This window comes from Pseudomonas sp. WJP1 (genome assembly GCF_028471945.1).
Lineage (GTDB): Bacteria > Pseudomonadota > Gammaproteobacteria > Pseudomonadales > Pseudomonadaceae > Aquipseudomonas.
In genome coordinates, this window is the sequence record NZ_CP110128.1 from 2,901,608 (window position 1) to 2,914,563 (window position 12,956).

General features: G+C 61.8%; 11 protein-coding genes. 5 read left to right on the forward strand and 6 right to left on the reverse strand.

The annotated features are described in order from the left end of the window. The first annotated feature begins 140 nt into the window (after positions 1–140). From OH720_RS13245 to OH720_RS13260, 4 genes are all read left to right on the forward strand, one after another. Entirely contained in the window at positions 141–1,517 is a 1,377-nt protein-coding gene (locus OH720_RS13245; RefSeq protein WP_008063763.1) for a glutamine synthetase family protein, read from the forward strand. Between the two features lie 180 nt (positions 1,518–1,697). Further along, positions 1,698–3,188: an aldehyde dehydrogenase gene (locus OH720_RS13250; RefSeq protein WP_272605974.1), complete on the forward strand. Its 1,491-nt coding sequence runs from the start codon at positions 1,698–1,700 to the stop codon at positions 3,186–3,188. Between the two features lie 52 nt (positions 3,189–3,240). Continuing rightward, positions 3,241–4,524: an NAD(P)/FAD-dependent oxidoreductase gene (locus tag OH720_RS13255; RefSeq protein ID WP_272605975.1), complete on the forward strand. Its 1,284-nt coding sequence runs from the start codon at positions 3,241–3,243 to the stop codon at positions 4,522–4,524. A 339-nt stretch (positions 4,525–4,863) separates the two neighbouring features. Then, the gene (locus tag OH720_RS13260; protein WP_007895886.1) at positions 4,864–5,412 is read left to right on the forward strand and encodes a cupin domain-containing protein; all 549 of its coding nucleotides are present in this window, start codon (positions 4,864–4,866) and stop codon (positions 5,410–5,412) included. 15 nt (positions 5,413–5,427) lie between these two features. On the opposite strand, the gene OH720_RS13265 is transcribed toward OH720_RS13260, so the two are convergent. Further along, positions 5,428–5,853 (reverse strand): hypothetical protein, encoded by a 426-nt coding sequence (locus OH720_RS13265; RefSeq protein WP_272605976.1) that lies wholly within the window; start codon positions 5,851–5,853, stop codon positions 5,428–5,430. Between the two features lie 899 nt (positions 5,854–6,752). After that, positions 6,753–8,168, reverse strand: a complete 1,416-nt coding sequence (locus OH720_RS13270; RefSeq protein ID WP_272605977.1) for a purine-cytosine permease family protein — start codon at positions 8,166–8,168, stop codon at positions 6,753–6,755. A 245-nt stretch (positions 8,169–8,413) separates the two neighbouring features. Between OH720_RS13270 and OH720_RS13275 the strand changes: the two genes are divergently transcribed. Continuing rightward, on the forward strand, positions 8,414–9,325 hold the full coding sequence (locus tag OH720_RS13275) for a LysR substrate-binding domain-containing protein (RefSeq protein ID WP_008058642.1): 912 nt from the start codon (positions 8,414–8,416) through the stop codon (positions 9,323–9,325). Between the two features lie 15 nt (positions 9,326–9,340). On the opposite strand, the gene argE is transcribed toward OH720_RS13275, so the two are convergent. Genes argE through OH720_RS13295 form a run of 4 tightly spaced genes read right to left on the reverse strand, consistent with a single transcriptional unit; the run spans position 9,341 to position 12,956 of the window. Beyond that, positions 9,341–10,492 carry an acetylornithine deacetylase gene (gene argE, locus OH720_RS13280; protein WP_272605978.1) on the reverse strand — a complete coding sequence of 384 codons (1,152 nt, stop codon included), beginning with the start codon at positions 10,490–10,492 and terminating at the stop codon, positions 9,341–9,343. Beyond that, positions 10,489–11,166: a DUF1028 domain-containing protein gene (locus tag OH720_RS13285; RefSeq protein WP_272605979.1), complete on the reverse strand. Its 678-nt coding sequence runs from the start codon at positions 11,164–11,166 to the stop codon at positions 10,489–10,491. The genes argE and OH720_RS13285 overlap by 4 nt, the downstream gene beginning before the upstream one ends. An 11-nt stretch (positions 11,167–11,177) precedes the next feature. Continuing rightward, positions 11,178–11,594 (reverse strand): RidA family protein, encoded by a 417-nt coding sequence (locus tag OH720_RS13290; RefSeq protein WP_008058648.1) that lies wholly within the window; start codon positions 11,592–11,594, stop codon positions 11,178–11,180. Between the two features lie 51 nt (positions 11,595–11,645). Beyond that, positions 11,646–12,956, reverse strand: a complete 1,311-nt coding sequence (locus tag OH720_RS13295) for a flavin-containing monooxygenase (RefSeq protein WP_272605980.1) — start codon at positions 12,954–12,956, stop codon at positions 11,646–11,648.

Consider the following 12,956-nt stretch of genomic DNA (forward strand, 5'->3'; position numbering starts at 1 on the left):
TGGCACTCTCGTACCCCTGAGAGGCCCGAAAATAAACGTTTAAAGGTGAGGTGTTCGCTATTGACTTCACTTTGCCTTTCGGATTGACTGGCTACGTGAAAGGGCGGTGAACATAATAATTAACAGCTAATAGGTGCATCATGTCGGTCCCTCTGCGTACCGTTCAACTCAACGAAGCAAACGCATTCCTTAAGAAATATCCTGAGGTTTTGTACGTCGACCTTCTGATTGCGGATATGAACGGTGTGGTGCGCGGCAAGCGCATCGAACGCACCAGTCTTCATAAGGTTTACGAGAAAGGCATCAACCTGCCAGCGTCGCTGTTTGCTCTGGACATCAATGGCTCCACGGTGGAAAGCACCGGCCTGGGCCTGGACATCGGCGACTCCGACCGGATCTGCTACCCGATCCCCGGCACCCTGAGCATCGAGCCTTGGCAGAAGCGCCCAACCGCGCAACTGTTGATGACCATGCACGAACTCGAAGGCCAACCGTTCTTCGCCGACCCGCGGGAAGTGCTGGCCAATGTTGTGCGCAAGTTCGACGACATGGGCCTGACCATCTGCGCCGCGTTCGAACTCGAGTTCTACCTGATCGACCAGGACAATGTGAACGGTCGTCCGCAGTCGCCACGTTCGCCAGTGTCCGGCAAGCGTCCGATGTCGACCCAGGTGTACCTGATCGACGACCTCGACGAATACGTCGACTGCCTGCAGGATATCCTCGAAGGTGCGAAAGAGCAGGGCATCCCGGCTGACGCCATCGTCAAGGAAAGCGCCCCGGCGCAGTTCGAAGTCAACCTGCACCACGTGGCCGACCCTATAAAGGCCTGCGACTACGCGGTGCTGCTCAAGCGTCTGGTGAAAAACATCGCCTACGACCACGAGATGGACACCACCTTCATGGCCAAGCCGTATCCGGGCCAGGCGGGTAACGGTCTGCACGTGCACATTTCGATTCTCGACAAGGAAGGCAACAACATCTTTGCCAGCGAGGATCCCGAGCAGAACGCCGCGCTGCGACACGCGATCGGCGGTGTGCTCGAGACCCTACCGGCGCAGATGGCGTTCCTCTGCCCGAACGTCAACTCCTACCGTCGTTTCGGCGCGCAGTTCTACGTGCCGAACTCGCCGAGCTGGGGCGTCGACAACCGTACCGTGGCGGTCCGCGTGCCAACCGGTTCACCGGACGCCGTGCGCATCGAACACCGTGTGGCCGGTGCCGACGCCAACCCGTACCTGTTGATGGCTTCGGTTTTGGCCGGCGTGCACCACGGCCTGACCAACCAGATCGAGCCGGGTGCCCCGGTGGAAGGCAACAGCTACGAGCAGAACGAGCAGAGCCTGCCGAACAACCTGCGCGATGCCCTGCGCGAGCTGGACGACAGCGAAGTCATGGCCAAATACATCGACCCGATGTACATCGACGTGTTCGTGGCGTGCAAGGAAAGCGAGCTGGCCGAGTTCGAGAACTCCATCTCCGACCTTGAGTACAACTGGTACTTGCATACGGTCTAAGGACCTTCCCCAATCCCTGTAGGAGTGAGCCTGCTCGCGATAGCGTCATCACATTAAATAGTGATGGTGACTGATCCTCCGCTATCGCGAGCAGGCTCACTCCTACAGGGGAAAGGATTACCAAATTTTGATTGGCGGGCGTTCACCTGCCATCCAATCCCCCTGCGTCGAGTCACAACCATGACAATCACTCGCAGCGATTGGGAGCAACGCTTCCAGTCCCTCAACATCGAAAGCCGTGCCTTCATTGACGGCCAGTACTGCGCAGCCGCCAGCGGCGCCACGTTCGAATGCATCAGTCCCGTGGACGGTCGTTTCCTGGCAAACGTCGCCAGTACCGACGAAGCCGACGCGAACGCCGCCGTAGCCGTGGCCCGCCGCACCTTCGAATCCGGCGTCTGGGCCAACCTGGCCCCGGCCGAGCGCAAGCGCATCCTGATCCGCTTTGCCGACCTGATCCTGGCCAATCAAGAAGAACTGGCACTGCTCGAAACCCTGGACATGGGCAAGCCGATCAGTGACTCCCTGGCCATCGACATTCCGGCAACCGCCAACGCGATTCGCTGGACCGCCGAAGCCATCGACAAGCTCTACGACGAAGTCGCCGCCACGCCCCACGATCAACTTGGCCTGGTCACTCGCGAACCTGCCGGCGTAGTGGCGGCCATCGTGCCGTGGAACTTCCCGCTGATCATGGCCAGCTGGAAATTCGCCCCGGCCCTGGCGATGGGCAACTCGTTCATCCTCAAGCCTTCGGAAAAATCGCCGCTGACGGCCATTCGCATCGCCCAGCTTGCTTTGGACGCAGGCATCCCGAAAGGCGTTTTCAACGTCCTGCCGGGCTTCGGCCACACCGTCGGCAAGGCGCTGGCGTTGCACATGGACGTCGACGTGCTGGCCTTCACCGGCTCCACGGCGATTGCCAAGCAACTGATGATCTACGCCGGGCAAAGCAACATGAAACGCGTCTGGGCTGAAGCCGGTGGCAAGAGCGCCAACGTGGTGTTCGCCGATGCGCCGGATTTGCGCGCCGCAGCGCAGGGTGCCGCTGGCGCCATTGCCTTCAACCAGGGCGAAGTCTGCACCGCCGGCTCGCGTTTGCTGGTGGAGCGCTCGATCCGCGATCAGTTCATCCCGCTGCTGGTGGAAGCCCTGCAAGGCTGGAAACCGGGGCACGCGCTCGATCCTGCGACCACCGTCGGCGCAGTGGTGGATCAGCGTCAACTGGACAACGTGCTGCGCTACATCGACATCGGCAAGGAGCAGGGCGCGCAGTTGATCGCGGGCGGCAGCCGCACCCTCGAAGACACCGGCGGCCTGTATGTGGAGCCGGCGATTTTTGATGGCGTGAGCAACGCCATGACCATCGCCCAGGAAGAGATTTTCGGCCCGGTGCTGTCGGTCATCACCTTCGATACCTTTGATGAAGCCCTGGCGATTGCCAACGACAGCATCTACGGCCTGGCCGCCGGCGTGTGGACTCGCAACCTGAGCAAGGCCCACACCTTCGCCCGTGGCCTGCGTGCCGGCAGCATCTGGGTCAACCAGTACGACGGCGGCGACATGACCGCGCCGTTCGGTGGCTACAAGCAGTCGGGTAACGGTCGGGACAAATCGCTGCATGCGTTCGACAAGTACACAGAGCTTAAAGCGACCTGGATCAAGCTCTAATAACAATAAAGCGGCGGTCGCCGGCAACCTGCGGCGGCCATCGGAGAAACTTATGAAACAAGCACATGTTAATAGCTACTACGCCGCCACCCGTAACTTCACCGGTGATTTCCCGGTGCTGGAAGGCGCGGTGGACTGCGACGTCTGCGTGATCGGCGCCGGCTACACCGGCCTGTCCTCGGCGCTGTTCCTTGCCGAAGCGGGCTACAGCGTGACCGTGCTCGAAGCGGCCAAGGTCGGCTTCGGCGCCAGCGGTCGCAACGGCGGGCAACTGGTCAACTCCTACAGCCGTGACGTCGATGTCATCGAAGAGCGCTACGGCGACAAGACCGCTGAAATCCTCGGCAGCATGATTTTCGAAGGCGCCGACATCATCCGTCAACGCATACAGCACTACGACATCCAGTGCGACTACCGTCCCGGTGGCATCTTCGCTGCGATGAACAAGAAGCAACTCAAAGGCCTGGCCGAACAGAAGAAGAGCTGGGAACGCTATGGCAACAAGAACCTGAAAATTCTCGACGCGGCCGACATCAAGCGCGAAGTGGGTTCCAATGCCTACGTCGGTGGCCTGCTGGACATGCAAGGCGGGCACATTCACCCGCTGAACCTGGCCCTCGGCGAAGCCTCGGCAATCATCGGCCTGGGCGGCAAGATCTACGAGCAATCGGCGGCTGTGGAAATCACCTACGGCGAGCCGATCACCGTGCGCACCGCCAAAGGCGTGGTGAAGGCAAAGTACCTGCTGATCGCCGGTAACGCCTACCTGCCGCAGGGCCTGGACAACCGCGTGACCAGCAAGAGCATGCCGTGCGGTTCGCAAATCGTCGTAACCGAGCCTCTGCCGGAAAAAGTCGCCCGCAGCCTGATCACCAACAACTACTGCGTCGAAGACTGCAACTACCTGCTCGACTACTACCGCCTGACCCGTGACAACCGCCTGCTCTACGGTGGTGGCGTGGTCTACGGCGCCCGCGAGCCGGACGACATCGAACAACTGATCCGCCCGAAGATCCTCAAGACCTTCCCGCAGTTGAAGGATGTGAAGATCGACTACCGCTGGACCGGCAACTTCCTGCTGACCATGTCGCGCATGCCGCAATTCGGCCGTATCGAGAAAAACGCCTACTACATGCAGGGCTACAGCGGGCACGGCGTCACCTGTTCGCACCTGGCCGGCAAACTGATCTCGGAAATGATCCGTGGCGACGCCGAGCGCTTCGATGCGTTTGCATCCTTGCCACACATGCCGATGATCGGCGGGCGCACGTTCTCGGCGCCGTTGACCGCCCTTGGCGCGGTGTACTACTCGCTGCGCGACCGTTTCGGCATCTAAGCGTTACCTCGCCGGCGGCATTTCCCCCAAGGATGCCGTCGGTTTTTTAACACCTGAAACACCGCCGTTCCCTGTGGGAGCCAGCCTGCTGGCGATGAGGCCATATCAGCCAAAATTGATGTTGCCCGACGCACCGCTTTCGCGAGCAGGCTCGCTCCCACAGTTGGTGCAATTTCATGGCAAATGGCTATTTTTCCAGCCGTTTATCGAACCTGCTGAGCAACACCCACAAACGTGATTTAATAGCCGCCTTTCACGTTTCCGGGACCGGAAAAACGGCGCGATCCACGCCTTTTTTTCACCCCCATTACCCTTGCGTACCAAGCACATAAGGCTGTCATGGACACGGGCTCACGACTCAAATTAGTACGCGAAAGCTACAAACTGTCCCAGCGCGAGCTGGCCCGGCGTAGCGGCGTCACCAATGCCACCATTTCCCTGATCGAACAGAATCGCGTCAGTCCTTCCGTCAGCTCGCTGAAAAAGCTGCTCGAAGGCATTCCCATGTCCCTGGCCGACTTCTTCACCTTCGATCAACCGCCGCGCGAGCATCAATACGTGTTCCGCGCCAACGAACAGCCGGACCTCGGCCGCCACGGCCTGCGCCTGCTGTTGATCGGCGCTTCCGTGCCGAGCCGTCAGATGCGCCTGCTGCGCGAGCAATACGCGCCGGGCGCCAGTTCCGGGGAAGAGCCGATCGTGCATTCGGAAGGCGAGGAGTGCGGGCTGGTCACCCGTGGCACCGTCGAGCTGACGGTGGACGGGCAGATCAGCGTGCTCAATGCCGGTGATGGCTATTACTTTCCGACGACGCTGCCGCACCGCTTCAGGAACATCGGCGCGGACGAGGCGGAAATCATCAGCGCGAACACCCCGGCGAACTTCTGATTTCCACCCAGGCCGCTACCCGGCCTTCCAGTGACCGCCACCGGACTCGCAATCGATCCTGGCTTGGTCAATGTGCTGCGCGTCGTAGTAATAGGTGGTGACCTTGGCGTTGTCGGGAATGTTCAGCGACGTGCTGTTCTTGTCCTTGCTGGTGGAATGCGGGTTGGCCAGGGACTCCTGGGTCAGCGTGGCACTGCAGGTGGCTTGATAATGATCGGCACAGCGTTCGACCTTTTTCTTGGTGCGGGTCAGCATGTCCTTGCTCTCGTTGCTGCAGGACCAGTCGATGGAGTTGACCGGCATGCCTTCGTATTCATAACAGCTGTGGGTCTCGACCGCGGGAACGGAAGAGCTTTGCGATCGCGTCAGCACGTCACAGCCTTCAGCGATGGCCAGGCCGGGAACGAGGCAGGCGATCAGGAGCAGAAGTCGACGGTTCATCGGGATTTCCTCTGCAATGGCGCCTTTGCCTGATCGGGAATCGGCGCCGATAGCGTTTTGAAAACGCGATGAGGGGCGTGGTTCCATTCATTTCAGGTGTGCAGGCATGACAAAGCCCCCGAGTCTGCAGTAATGCCGTTCACTTGAGCGTGGGGTTGTGTCTAAAGACTTGGGGTGTACATATCCATTGCTGCGGTCACGGCCACCTATGGTTTCGCCCTTACGGCGACTCACTTTTTCAAACGCCAAAAAGTAAGCAAAAGGCTTTGCCCCACCACTTGGTGCCTCGCTAGAGCTCGGCATGCCCTCACTCCGGCATTGCTCCGTGGGTCGCCGCGATGGGCCATCCATGGCCCAGCGCGGCTAAACCGGCGTCCTGCCGGTTTCCCCACTGCGCAATGCCTGCGTTCGGCCATCGTGGTTAACGGGGCACCCAAATCCAAAGCAAAAGCGAGGCGGCCTTAAAGCCGACCTGATCTTTGCAGATACCCCCCAATCCTCTGTAGGAGCCAGCGGTGCGGCGATCCGACTTGCCGGCGAAGAACGATAACGCGGTACAACAGACACACCGCAGCGCCTGGTTCGCCGGCAAGCCTGGCTCCTACAAGGGAATTGCGTACGGCTCCCGATCAGGTCGGCTGTCAGGCCGCCTCGCTTTTGCTTTGGCTTTTGATTTTCTTGCCCCATCGCGGCGACCCACGGAGCAGGATCGGAGCGAGGGCATGCCGAGCATTAGCGAGGCACCGAACGCCAGGGGCAAGAGCCCTTGGTTACTTGGGGCTTTTCCAAGTGACTCGCCGTAAGGGCGAAACCCTAAGTGGCCGTTACCGCAGCAACGGATATACACCCAATCTAAATTTCAGATCTGCGCGGCTTCATCATGCGGGTTGTTGGCCCGATTAAACGTTGGCCGCCAGCTTTCTACCCGACAACCGACGCTTGTACGCACTGTCACGATTGGCCAGCCACCAGTACAACGGCGACGTAATCAGCAAGCCCACCAACCAGGACAAATCCGCGCCGTTGATGTGCTCGGAAATCGGGCCGACATACAGCGGCGTGTTCATGAACGGAAACTGCACCACGATGCCGATCGCGTAGGCAAGCAGCGCCTGCGGGTTGTAGCGCCCGTAGATCCCGCCATCGACGTGGAAGATCGAGTCGATGTCGTACTTGCCTTTGTGAATGGCGTAGAAGTCGATCAGGTTGATCGCCGTCCACGGCACCAGGACCACCAGCAGCACCAACACCATGTCGACGAAGTGGCCGATAAAGTCAGCGGAGGCACCGACGGCGGCAAAGCAGCAGGCCGCGAGCACGATCACCGAGAGCACGGCGCGGCTCTTGGCGGTGGGGATCCAGCGGTAGGCGAATGTTTGCACCAGGGTGATCAGCGACAGCACGGCGCCATAGAGGTTGAGGGCGTTGTGGCTGATCACGCTGAGCAGGAACAGCACCAGCATCAGCGGGCCGATGGAGCCCGTGGCGAGCTTGACCGCGTCCATGGTGTCCATGCCGACCGGCGTGGCCAGCACGGCGACGGCACCGAAGACGAACGACAGGCTGGAGCCGAGCACCGTGCCCAGGTAGGTGGTCCAGAAGGTCGCTGCCACGGGTACGTTGGCCGGCAGGTAGCGCGAGTAGTCGGACACGTAGGGCGCGAAGGCGATTTGCCACAGCGCGGCCAGGGAAACCGTCGCCAGCCAGCCGGAGATGTTGAAACCGCCGCGGGTAAGGAAGTCGTCAGTCTGTACGTGGGTCAGGATGTAGCCGAAGCCCAGCACGATGCCGATACCCAGCACCCAGGTGCCGATACGGTTGAGCACGTGGATAAAGCGATAGCCGATGATGCCGATGATGCCCGAACCCAGGGCACCGATGACGATGCCCACGGGCACCGGCACGCTGTCGACCACGCCGTGCAGGGATTTGCCGGCCAGCACGATGTTGGACGCGAAGAAGCCGATGTACATGACGCCGGCGATCAGCACCACCAGCAGCGCACCGAGGGAGCCGAACTGGGCGCGGCTCTGGATCATCTGCGGGATGCCCATCTGCGGGCCCTGGGCCGAGTGCAGCGCCATCAGCACGCCGCCGACCAGATGGCCAACGAGGATGGCGACGATGCCCCAGACCAGGTTCAGGTGAAACATTTGCACGCCGAGGGCGCCGGTGACGATGGGCAAGGGGGCGATGTTGCCACCGAACCACAGGGTGAACAGGTCGCGGGTCTTGCCGTGACGATCCTGCGGCGGCACGTAGCCGATCGTGTGTTTTTCGATGAGCGGAGCGCTCGTTGTTGCAGTGGTTACCATGACGAACTCCAAGGCAAAGTGAGTACGTGGACGTACTTCGGTGAGCGCCGCGCGAACGACGCTTTTCTTGTTGGAGTGATCATGTGCAACGGATCGGGATAGATAAATTAGTAAGTTTGTTGCCTCAAACCTTAAAAAATATATGCCGTGGCTGCGCTCGCCTCCGGTATGTTCAGCCTTGACGCAAAACCCTTGTGGGCGCTGTCGATCCCTTGATCCTGATGTTGTGTTTTCTGGAGGTGCCCATGGCCGCTTACAACCTGCGCCAGCTCAGATATTTCGTCACCACGGCCGACTGCGGCAGCGTGGCCGAGGCTTCGCGCAAGCTCTACATCGCGCAGCCATCGGTGTCGACGGCAATCAAGCACCTGGAAGAGAGTTTTGGCGTGCAACTGTTCATCCGCCATCACGCCCAGGGCGTTTCGCTGACGCCGAGCGGCTCGCGGTTCTACCGCAAGGCCCAGGAGCTGCTGCGGGTCGCCCATGAGTTCGAGCAGAACGCCCTGGCGGACAATGACGTGGTGGCGGGGCAGATCGACATCGGCTGTTTCGAGACCGTGGCGCCGCTGTACCTGCCACGCCTGATCGCCGGTTTCAAGGCCCGCTGGCCAGGGGTGGAAATCCGCATTCGCGATGGCGAGCAGCAGGAGTTGGTGCAGGCGCTGACCGCCGGCAGCATCGACATGGCCATGGTTTTCGAACACGACCTGGACAGCACGATCGAGACCGTGGCGCTGATGCCGCCGCAGCAACCCTACGCGCTGCTTCCCGCGGACCATCGCTTCGCGCAGCAGGCCAAGGTCTCGCTGCACGACCTGGTGCTGGAACCAATGATTTTGCTGGACGTGGTGCCCAGCCGGACCTATTTCGTGAGCATCTTCGAAGAGCGCGGGCTGACGCCGAACATCGTCTTCAGTTCGCCCTCGATCGAGATGGTGCGGGGGATGGTAGGGCGGGGGTTCGGCTTTTCGATCCTGGTGACCAAACCGTTTTCCGAATACACCTATGACGGGCAACAGGTCGTGTGCGTGCCGCTGGCCGAAACCGTGACCGGTTCCGGGTTGTCGGCGGCGTGGTTGCGCAGGGCGCAACTGACCAAGCCGGTGCAGCTGTTCGTGGATTACTGCCAGGAAGAACTGGCCCGGCTCTATACCTGAGCTTCGGGCCAGCCATTAGTTGCTGATCGCCAACAGCATCCGTTGCAGCATGGCATCGCAGCCGTGCAGTTGTTCCAGGCTGACGAACTCATCGGGTTTATGGCCTTGCTCCATGCTGCCCGGGCCGCACACCACCGTCGGGATTCCCGCCGCATCGAACAGGCCGCCCTCGGTGCCGAACGCCACCGTGCCGAAATCCCGGGAGCCGGAAAATGCCGCGATCAACTCAGCGGCTTCGCTGCGTTCATCGGTGGCCAGGCCAGGGTACGCCGACAACTCACTGAAGCGGATCTCGCTCTGTTCACTCACAGCACGCATGCGCGGCAACAGCTGCTGCTCGGCATAGGCCTGCAGTTCCTGCGCCACCAGTCGCGGGTTGTGTGAGGGCAAGGCGCGAACTTCGAAGTCGAAGCGGCAGTCGGCCGGGACGATGTTCAAGGCCTTGCCGCCGCCAATCACGCCGGTCTGCACCGTGGAGAACGGCGGGTCGAAACGCGCGTCATGGTGTTCGGAGGCCTTGAGCCGTAGGCCGATGCGCCCCAGCTCACCGATCAGTTCGGCAGCGTATTCGATCGCATTGACCCCGAGCGGGGCGTAGGCCGAATGGCAGGCGTGGCCGTGGATGTCACAGCGCATCGCCAGCTTGCCCTTGTGGCCCAGCACCGGTTTGAGTTCGGTGGGTTCGCCAATGATGCACAGCATCGGTTTGACCGGGCGTTGTTCCAGGGCCTTGAGCAGGGAGCGCACGCCCAGGCAGCCGACTTCCTCGTCGTAGGACAGGGCAATATGCACCGGCAGGCGCAACGAGACCTGCACCAGCGCGGGCACCAGGGCGAGCACGCAGGCGATGTAGCCTTTCATGTCCGCCGTGCCGCGACCGTACAACTTGCCCTCGCGTTCGGTGAGCTGGAACGGCGCGACGGTCCACGGCTGGCCGTCGACGGGCACCACGTCGGTGTGCCCCGAGAGCACGATGCCAGGCCGGTCCGCCGGGCCGATCGTGGCGAACAGATTGGCCTTGCTGCGCTCCGGGTTGTAAACCAGCTGGCACGGCACATCGAAGCCTGCGAGGTAGTCGCGGACGAACTCGATCAGCTGCAGGTTGGATTCGCGGCTGGTGGTGTCGAACGCCACCAGGGTTTCGAGCAGGTTGCGGCTGGCGCTCATCGATCGTCTCCGGCGACGCCGTAGCCCGGGGACCTGTCGGGCGCCAGGGCGCGGTCGATGTAGTCCTGGACTTGCGGGCGGTAGGCCTGCCAGAGCTTTTGCAGCTGGCCAATCGGGTCTTCATCGGCCCAGTCGACTCGCAGGTTGATGATTGGCCAGGTCAGTTCCCCAACCACCATCACCGCGGCCGAATGCACCGGCCCGGCTTCGCCACCGGCCGCCATGCCGCCTTGCATCGCCGCCAGCAAACGGTCAGCCAGTTGACCCTCGGCCTGTTCGAAGGCGCTGACCATGGCCTCGATCACCCCGGGGGCTGCGAGCATATTGCCGGCCGCCACGCATTGCTCGCCGGACACGGCATTGTTCTGGCCCAGGGTTTGCGCACCGCTGAAGTGCGCAGTGCGGCCGAGGTGGTCGATGGCGGTGATCTGCCTGTACTGGCTGTAGCCGTTGCGGGTCAGCACCTTGTCCAGGGCCTCGGCAGGTGCCAGGCCTTGCTCCATCAAGGCGAGGGTTTCCGGGCCAAGGGAGGGCAGGGTGATGTTTTGCGTGGACACCGCACCCACACCGGGCAACAGCCAGGGGCAGCGGGCGCCGACGGCGATGCTCGAGGAACTGATGGCGATGCCGAACTGACCGGTTTCGGGGCAGCGGGCGGCGATGGAAAAGGTCATGGTTCTGCTCCTTATTCCGGGATCACCGCAATCACGTCGATCTCCATCAGCCACTGCGGCTGACCCAATGCCGTCACCACCAGCCCGGTGGAAATCGGGAACACGCCTTTGAGCCACTTGCCCACTTCCTGATACACCGGTTCACGATAGCGCGGGTCGATCAGATAGGTGGTGGTCTTGACGATGTGGCTCAGGTCGCTGCCGGCTTCTTCCAGCAGTTGCTTGACGTTGCGCATGGCCTGCTCGGTTTGTGCTCGCGGATCGCCGAGGCCAACCAGGTTGCCTTCGAAATCGGTGCCGACCTGGCCGCGCACATAAACGGTGTTGCCGGCGCGAACGGCCTGGCACAGGTCGTTGTCCAGGCTCTGGTTCGGGTAGGTTTCCTTGGTGTTGAACATGCGGATGCGGGTATGGGTTGGCGTAGTCATTTGAAACTCCTTAAACAGGGTGGACGGCGCGGTTCGCGCGCCGTGCGGATATCAAGCGCTGACGGTGGTCTTGTGAGCGGCCGGGGCGATTTCAGTCTCGCGCTGGGCGGCATCGCGGTATTCGAGGTAGGTGCGCTGGATGGCGATGTGATCGGCCACGTACTTGGCGTCATGCCACACGCCCCAGATGAACGACGAGCCACGGCGGGACTGCCACGGCAGGCCGAGGAAATACACACCAGCTTCGCTGGACACGCCGCGCTGATGCTGCGGCTTGCCGTTGTCGTCGAAGGCGTCGACCTTCAGCCAGCTGTAGTCCACGGCAAAGCCGGTGGCCCAAATGATCGACGTCACGCCGGCCTTGACCAGGTCGAGCTCGAGGATCGGTTGGGTGACGCAGTCCGGCTCCGGGAAGGTGTGGCGCGCTTCGGGCTCTTCCGGCAGGTCCAGGCCGTTGCGTTCGATGTAGGCATCGGCGGCATCGAGCAAAGCCAGGTAGTTTTCATCGCCCCGCGCCAGGTTCTCCGCCAGGTTCGGCTGGAAGGTCGCCACGCTGCCATTGAACGATTGGGTCAGGCCCACCAGCACCATGCCGGCATGGGCCAGGCCACGGAAATCCACCGTGCGGCCACCTTGGGCGCCACTGACGGCGATGGTCACGTGTTCGCGGCCGGGTTTCATGGCGGCCTGGTCCCACTCGCCTAGCACACCCAGCCACCAGCAGAAATCACGGTTGCGATAGGCGCGGGGCGGACGATCGTGGGCACCCACCGACAGGTAGACTTGCTTGCCGGAGCGCTGCAGTTCATCGGCGATCTGCACGCCCGACGAACCTGCACCCACCACCAGCACGGCGCCCTCGGGCAATTGCCCGGGATTGCGGTAGTCGGCGGAGTGGATCTGCAGCAATTGTGTATCTTGCGGTGCGATCGGCGGGATCACCGGACGCTGGAAGGGGCCGGTGGCAGCCACTACGCGGCTGGCCTCGATCACGCCTTGGGAAGTCTCGATGGTGAAGCCCGGGCGACCGACATTACGTTCGACTTTCTTCACTTCCACGCCGGTGCGGATCGGTGCCTTGAACTTGCGGGCATAGGCTTCGAAGTAATCGGCCACACGTTCCTTGGGGGCAAAACCGTCGGGGCTGATATCGTCGAATTCCAGGCCCGGAAAACGGTCGTGCCAGGCCGGACCATTGGCCACCAGCGAATCCCAGCGGCCGGTGCGCCACCGCTCGGCAATACGGTTGCGCTCCAGCACCAGGTGCGGCACGCCAAGCTTGCTCAGGTGTTCACTCATGGCTACGCCGGCCTGGCCGGCGCCGACAATCAAGGTATCTATTATTGTTTTTTCAATGGTCAT

Coding starts and splice junctions, on each gene's coding strand:
- OH720_RS13245 (WP_008063763.1), top strand. CDS start 141: ATGTCGGTCCCTCTGCGTACCGTTCAACTCAACGAAGCAAACGCATTC.
- OH720_RS13250 (WP_272605974.1), top strand. CDS start 1,698: ATGACAATCACTCGCAGCGATTGGGAGCAACGCTTCCAGTCCCTCAAC.
- OH720_RS13255 (WP_272605975.1), top strand. CDS start 3,241: ATGAAACAAGCACATGTTAATAGCTACTACGCCGCCACCCGTAACTTC.
- OH720_RS13260 (WP_007895886.1), top strand. CDS start 4,864: ATGGACACGGGCTCACGACTCAAATTAGTACGCGAAAGCTACAAACTG.
- OH720_RS13265 (WP_272605976.1), bottom strand. CDS start 5,853: ATGAACCGTCGACTTCTGCTCCTGATCGCCTGCCTCGTTCCCGGCCTG.
- OH720_RS13270 (WP_272605977.1), bottom strand. CDS start 8,168: ATGGTAACCACTGCAACAACGAGCGCTCCGCTCATCGAAAAACACACG.
- OH720_RS13275 (WP_008058642.1), top strand. CDS start 8,414: ATGGCCGCTTACAACCTGCGCCAGCTCAGATATTTCGTCACCACGGCC.
- argE (WP_272605978.1), bottom strand. CDS start 10,492: ATGAGCGCCAGCCGCAACCTGCTCGAAACCCTGGTGGCGTTCGACACC.
- OH720_RS13285 (WP_272605979.1), bottom strand. CDS start 11,166: ATGACCTTTTCCATCGCCGCCCGCTGCCCCGAAACCGGTCAGTTCGGC.
- OH720_RS13290 (WP_008058648.1), bottom strand. CDS start 11,594: ATGACTACGCCAACCCATACCCGCATCCGCATGTTCAACACCAAGGAA.
- OH720_RS13295 (WP_272605980.1), bottom strand. CDS start 12,956: ATGACCATTGAAAAAACAATAATAGATACCTTGATTGTCGGCGCCGGC.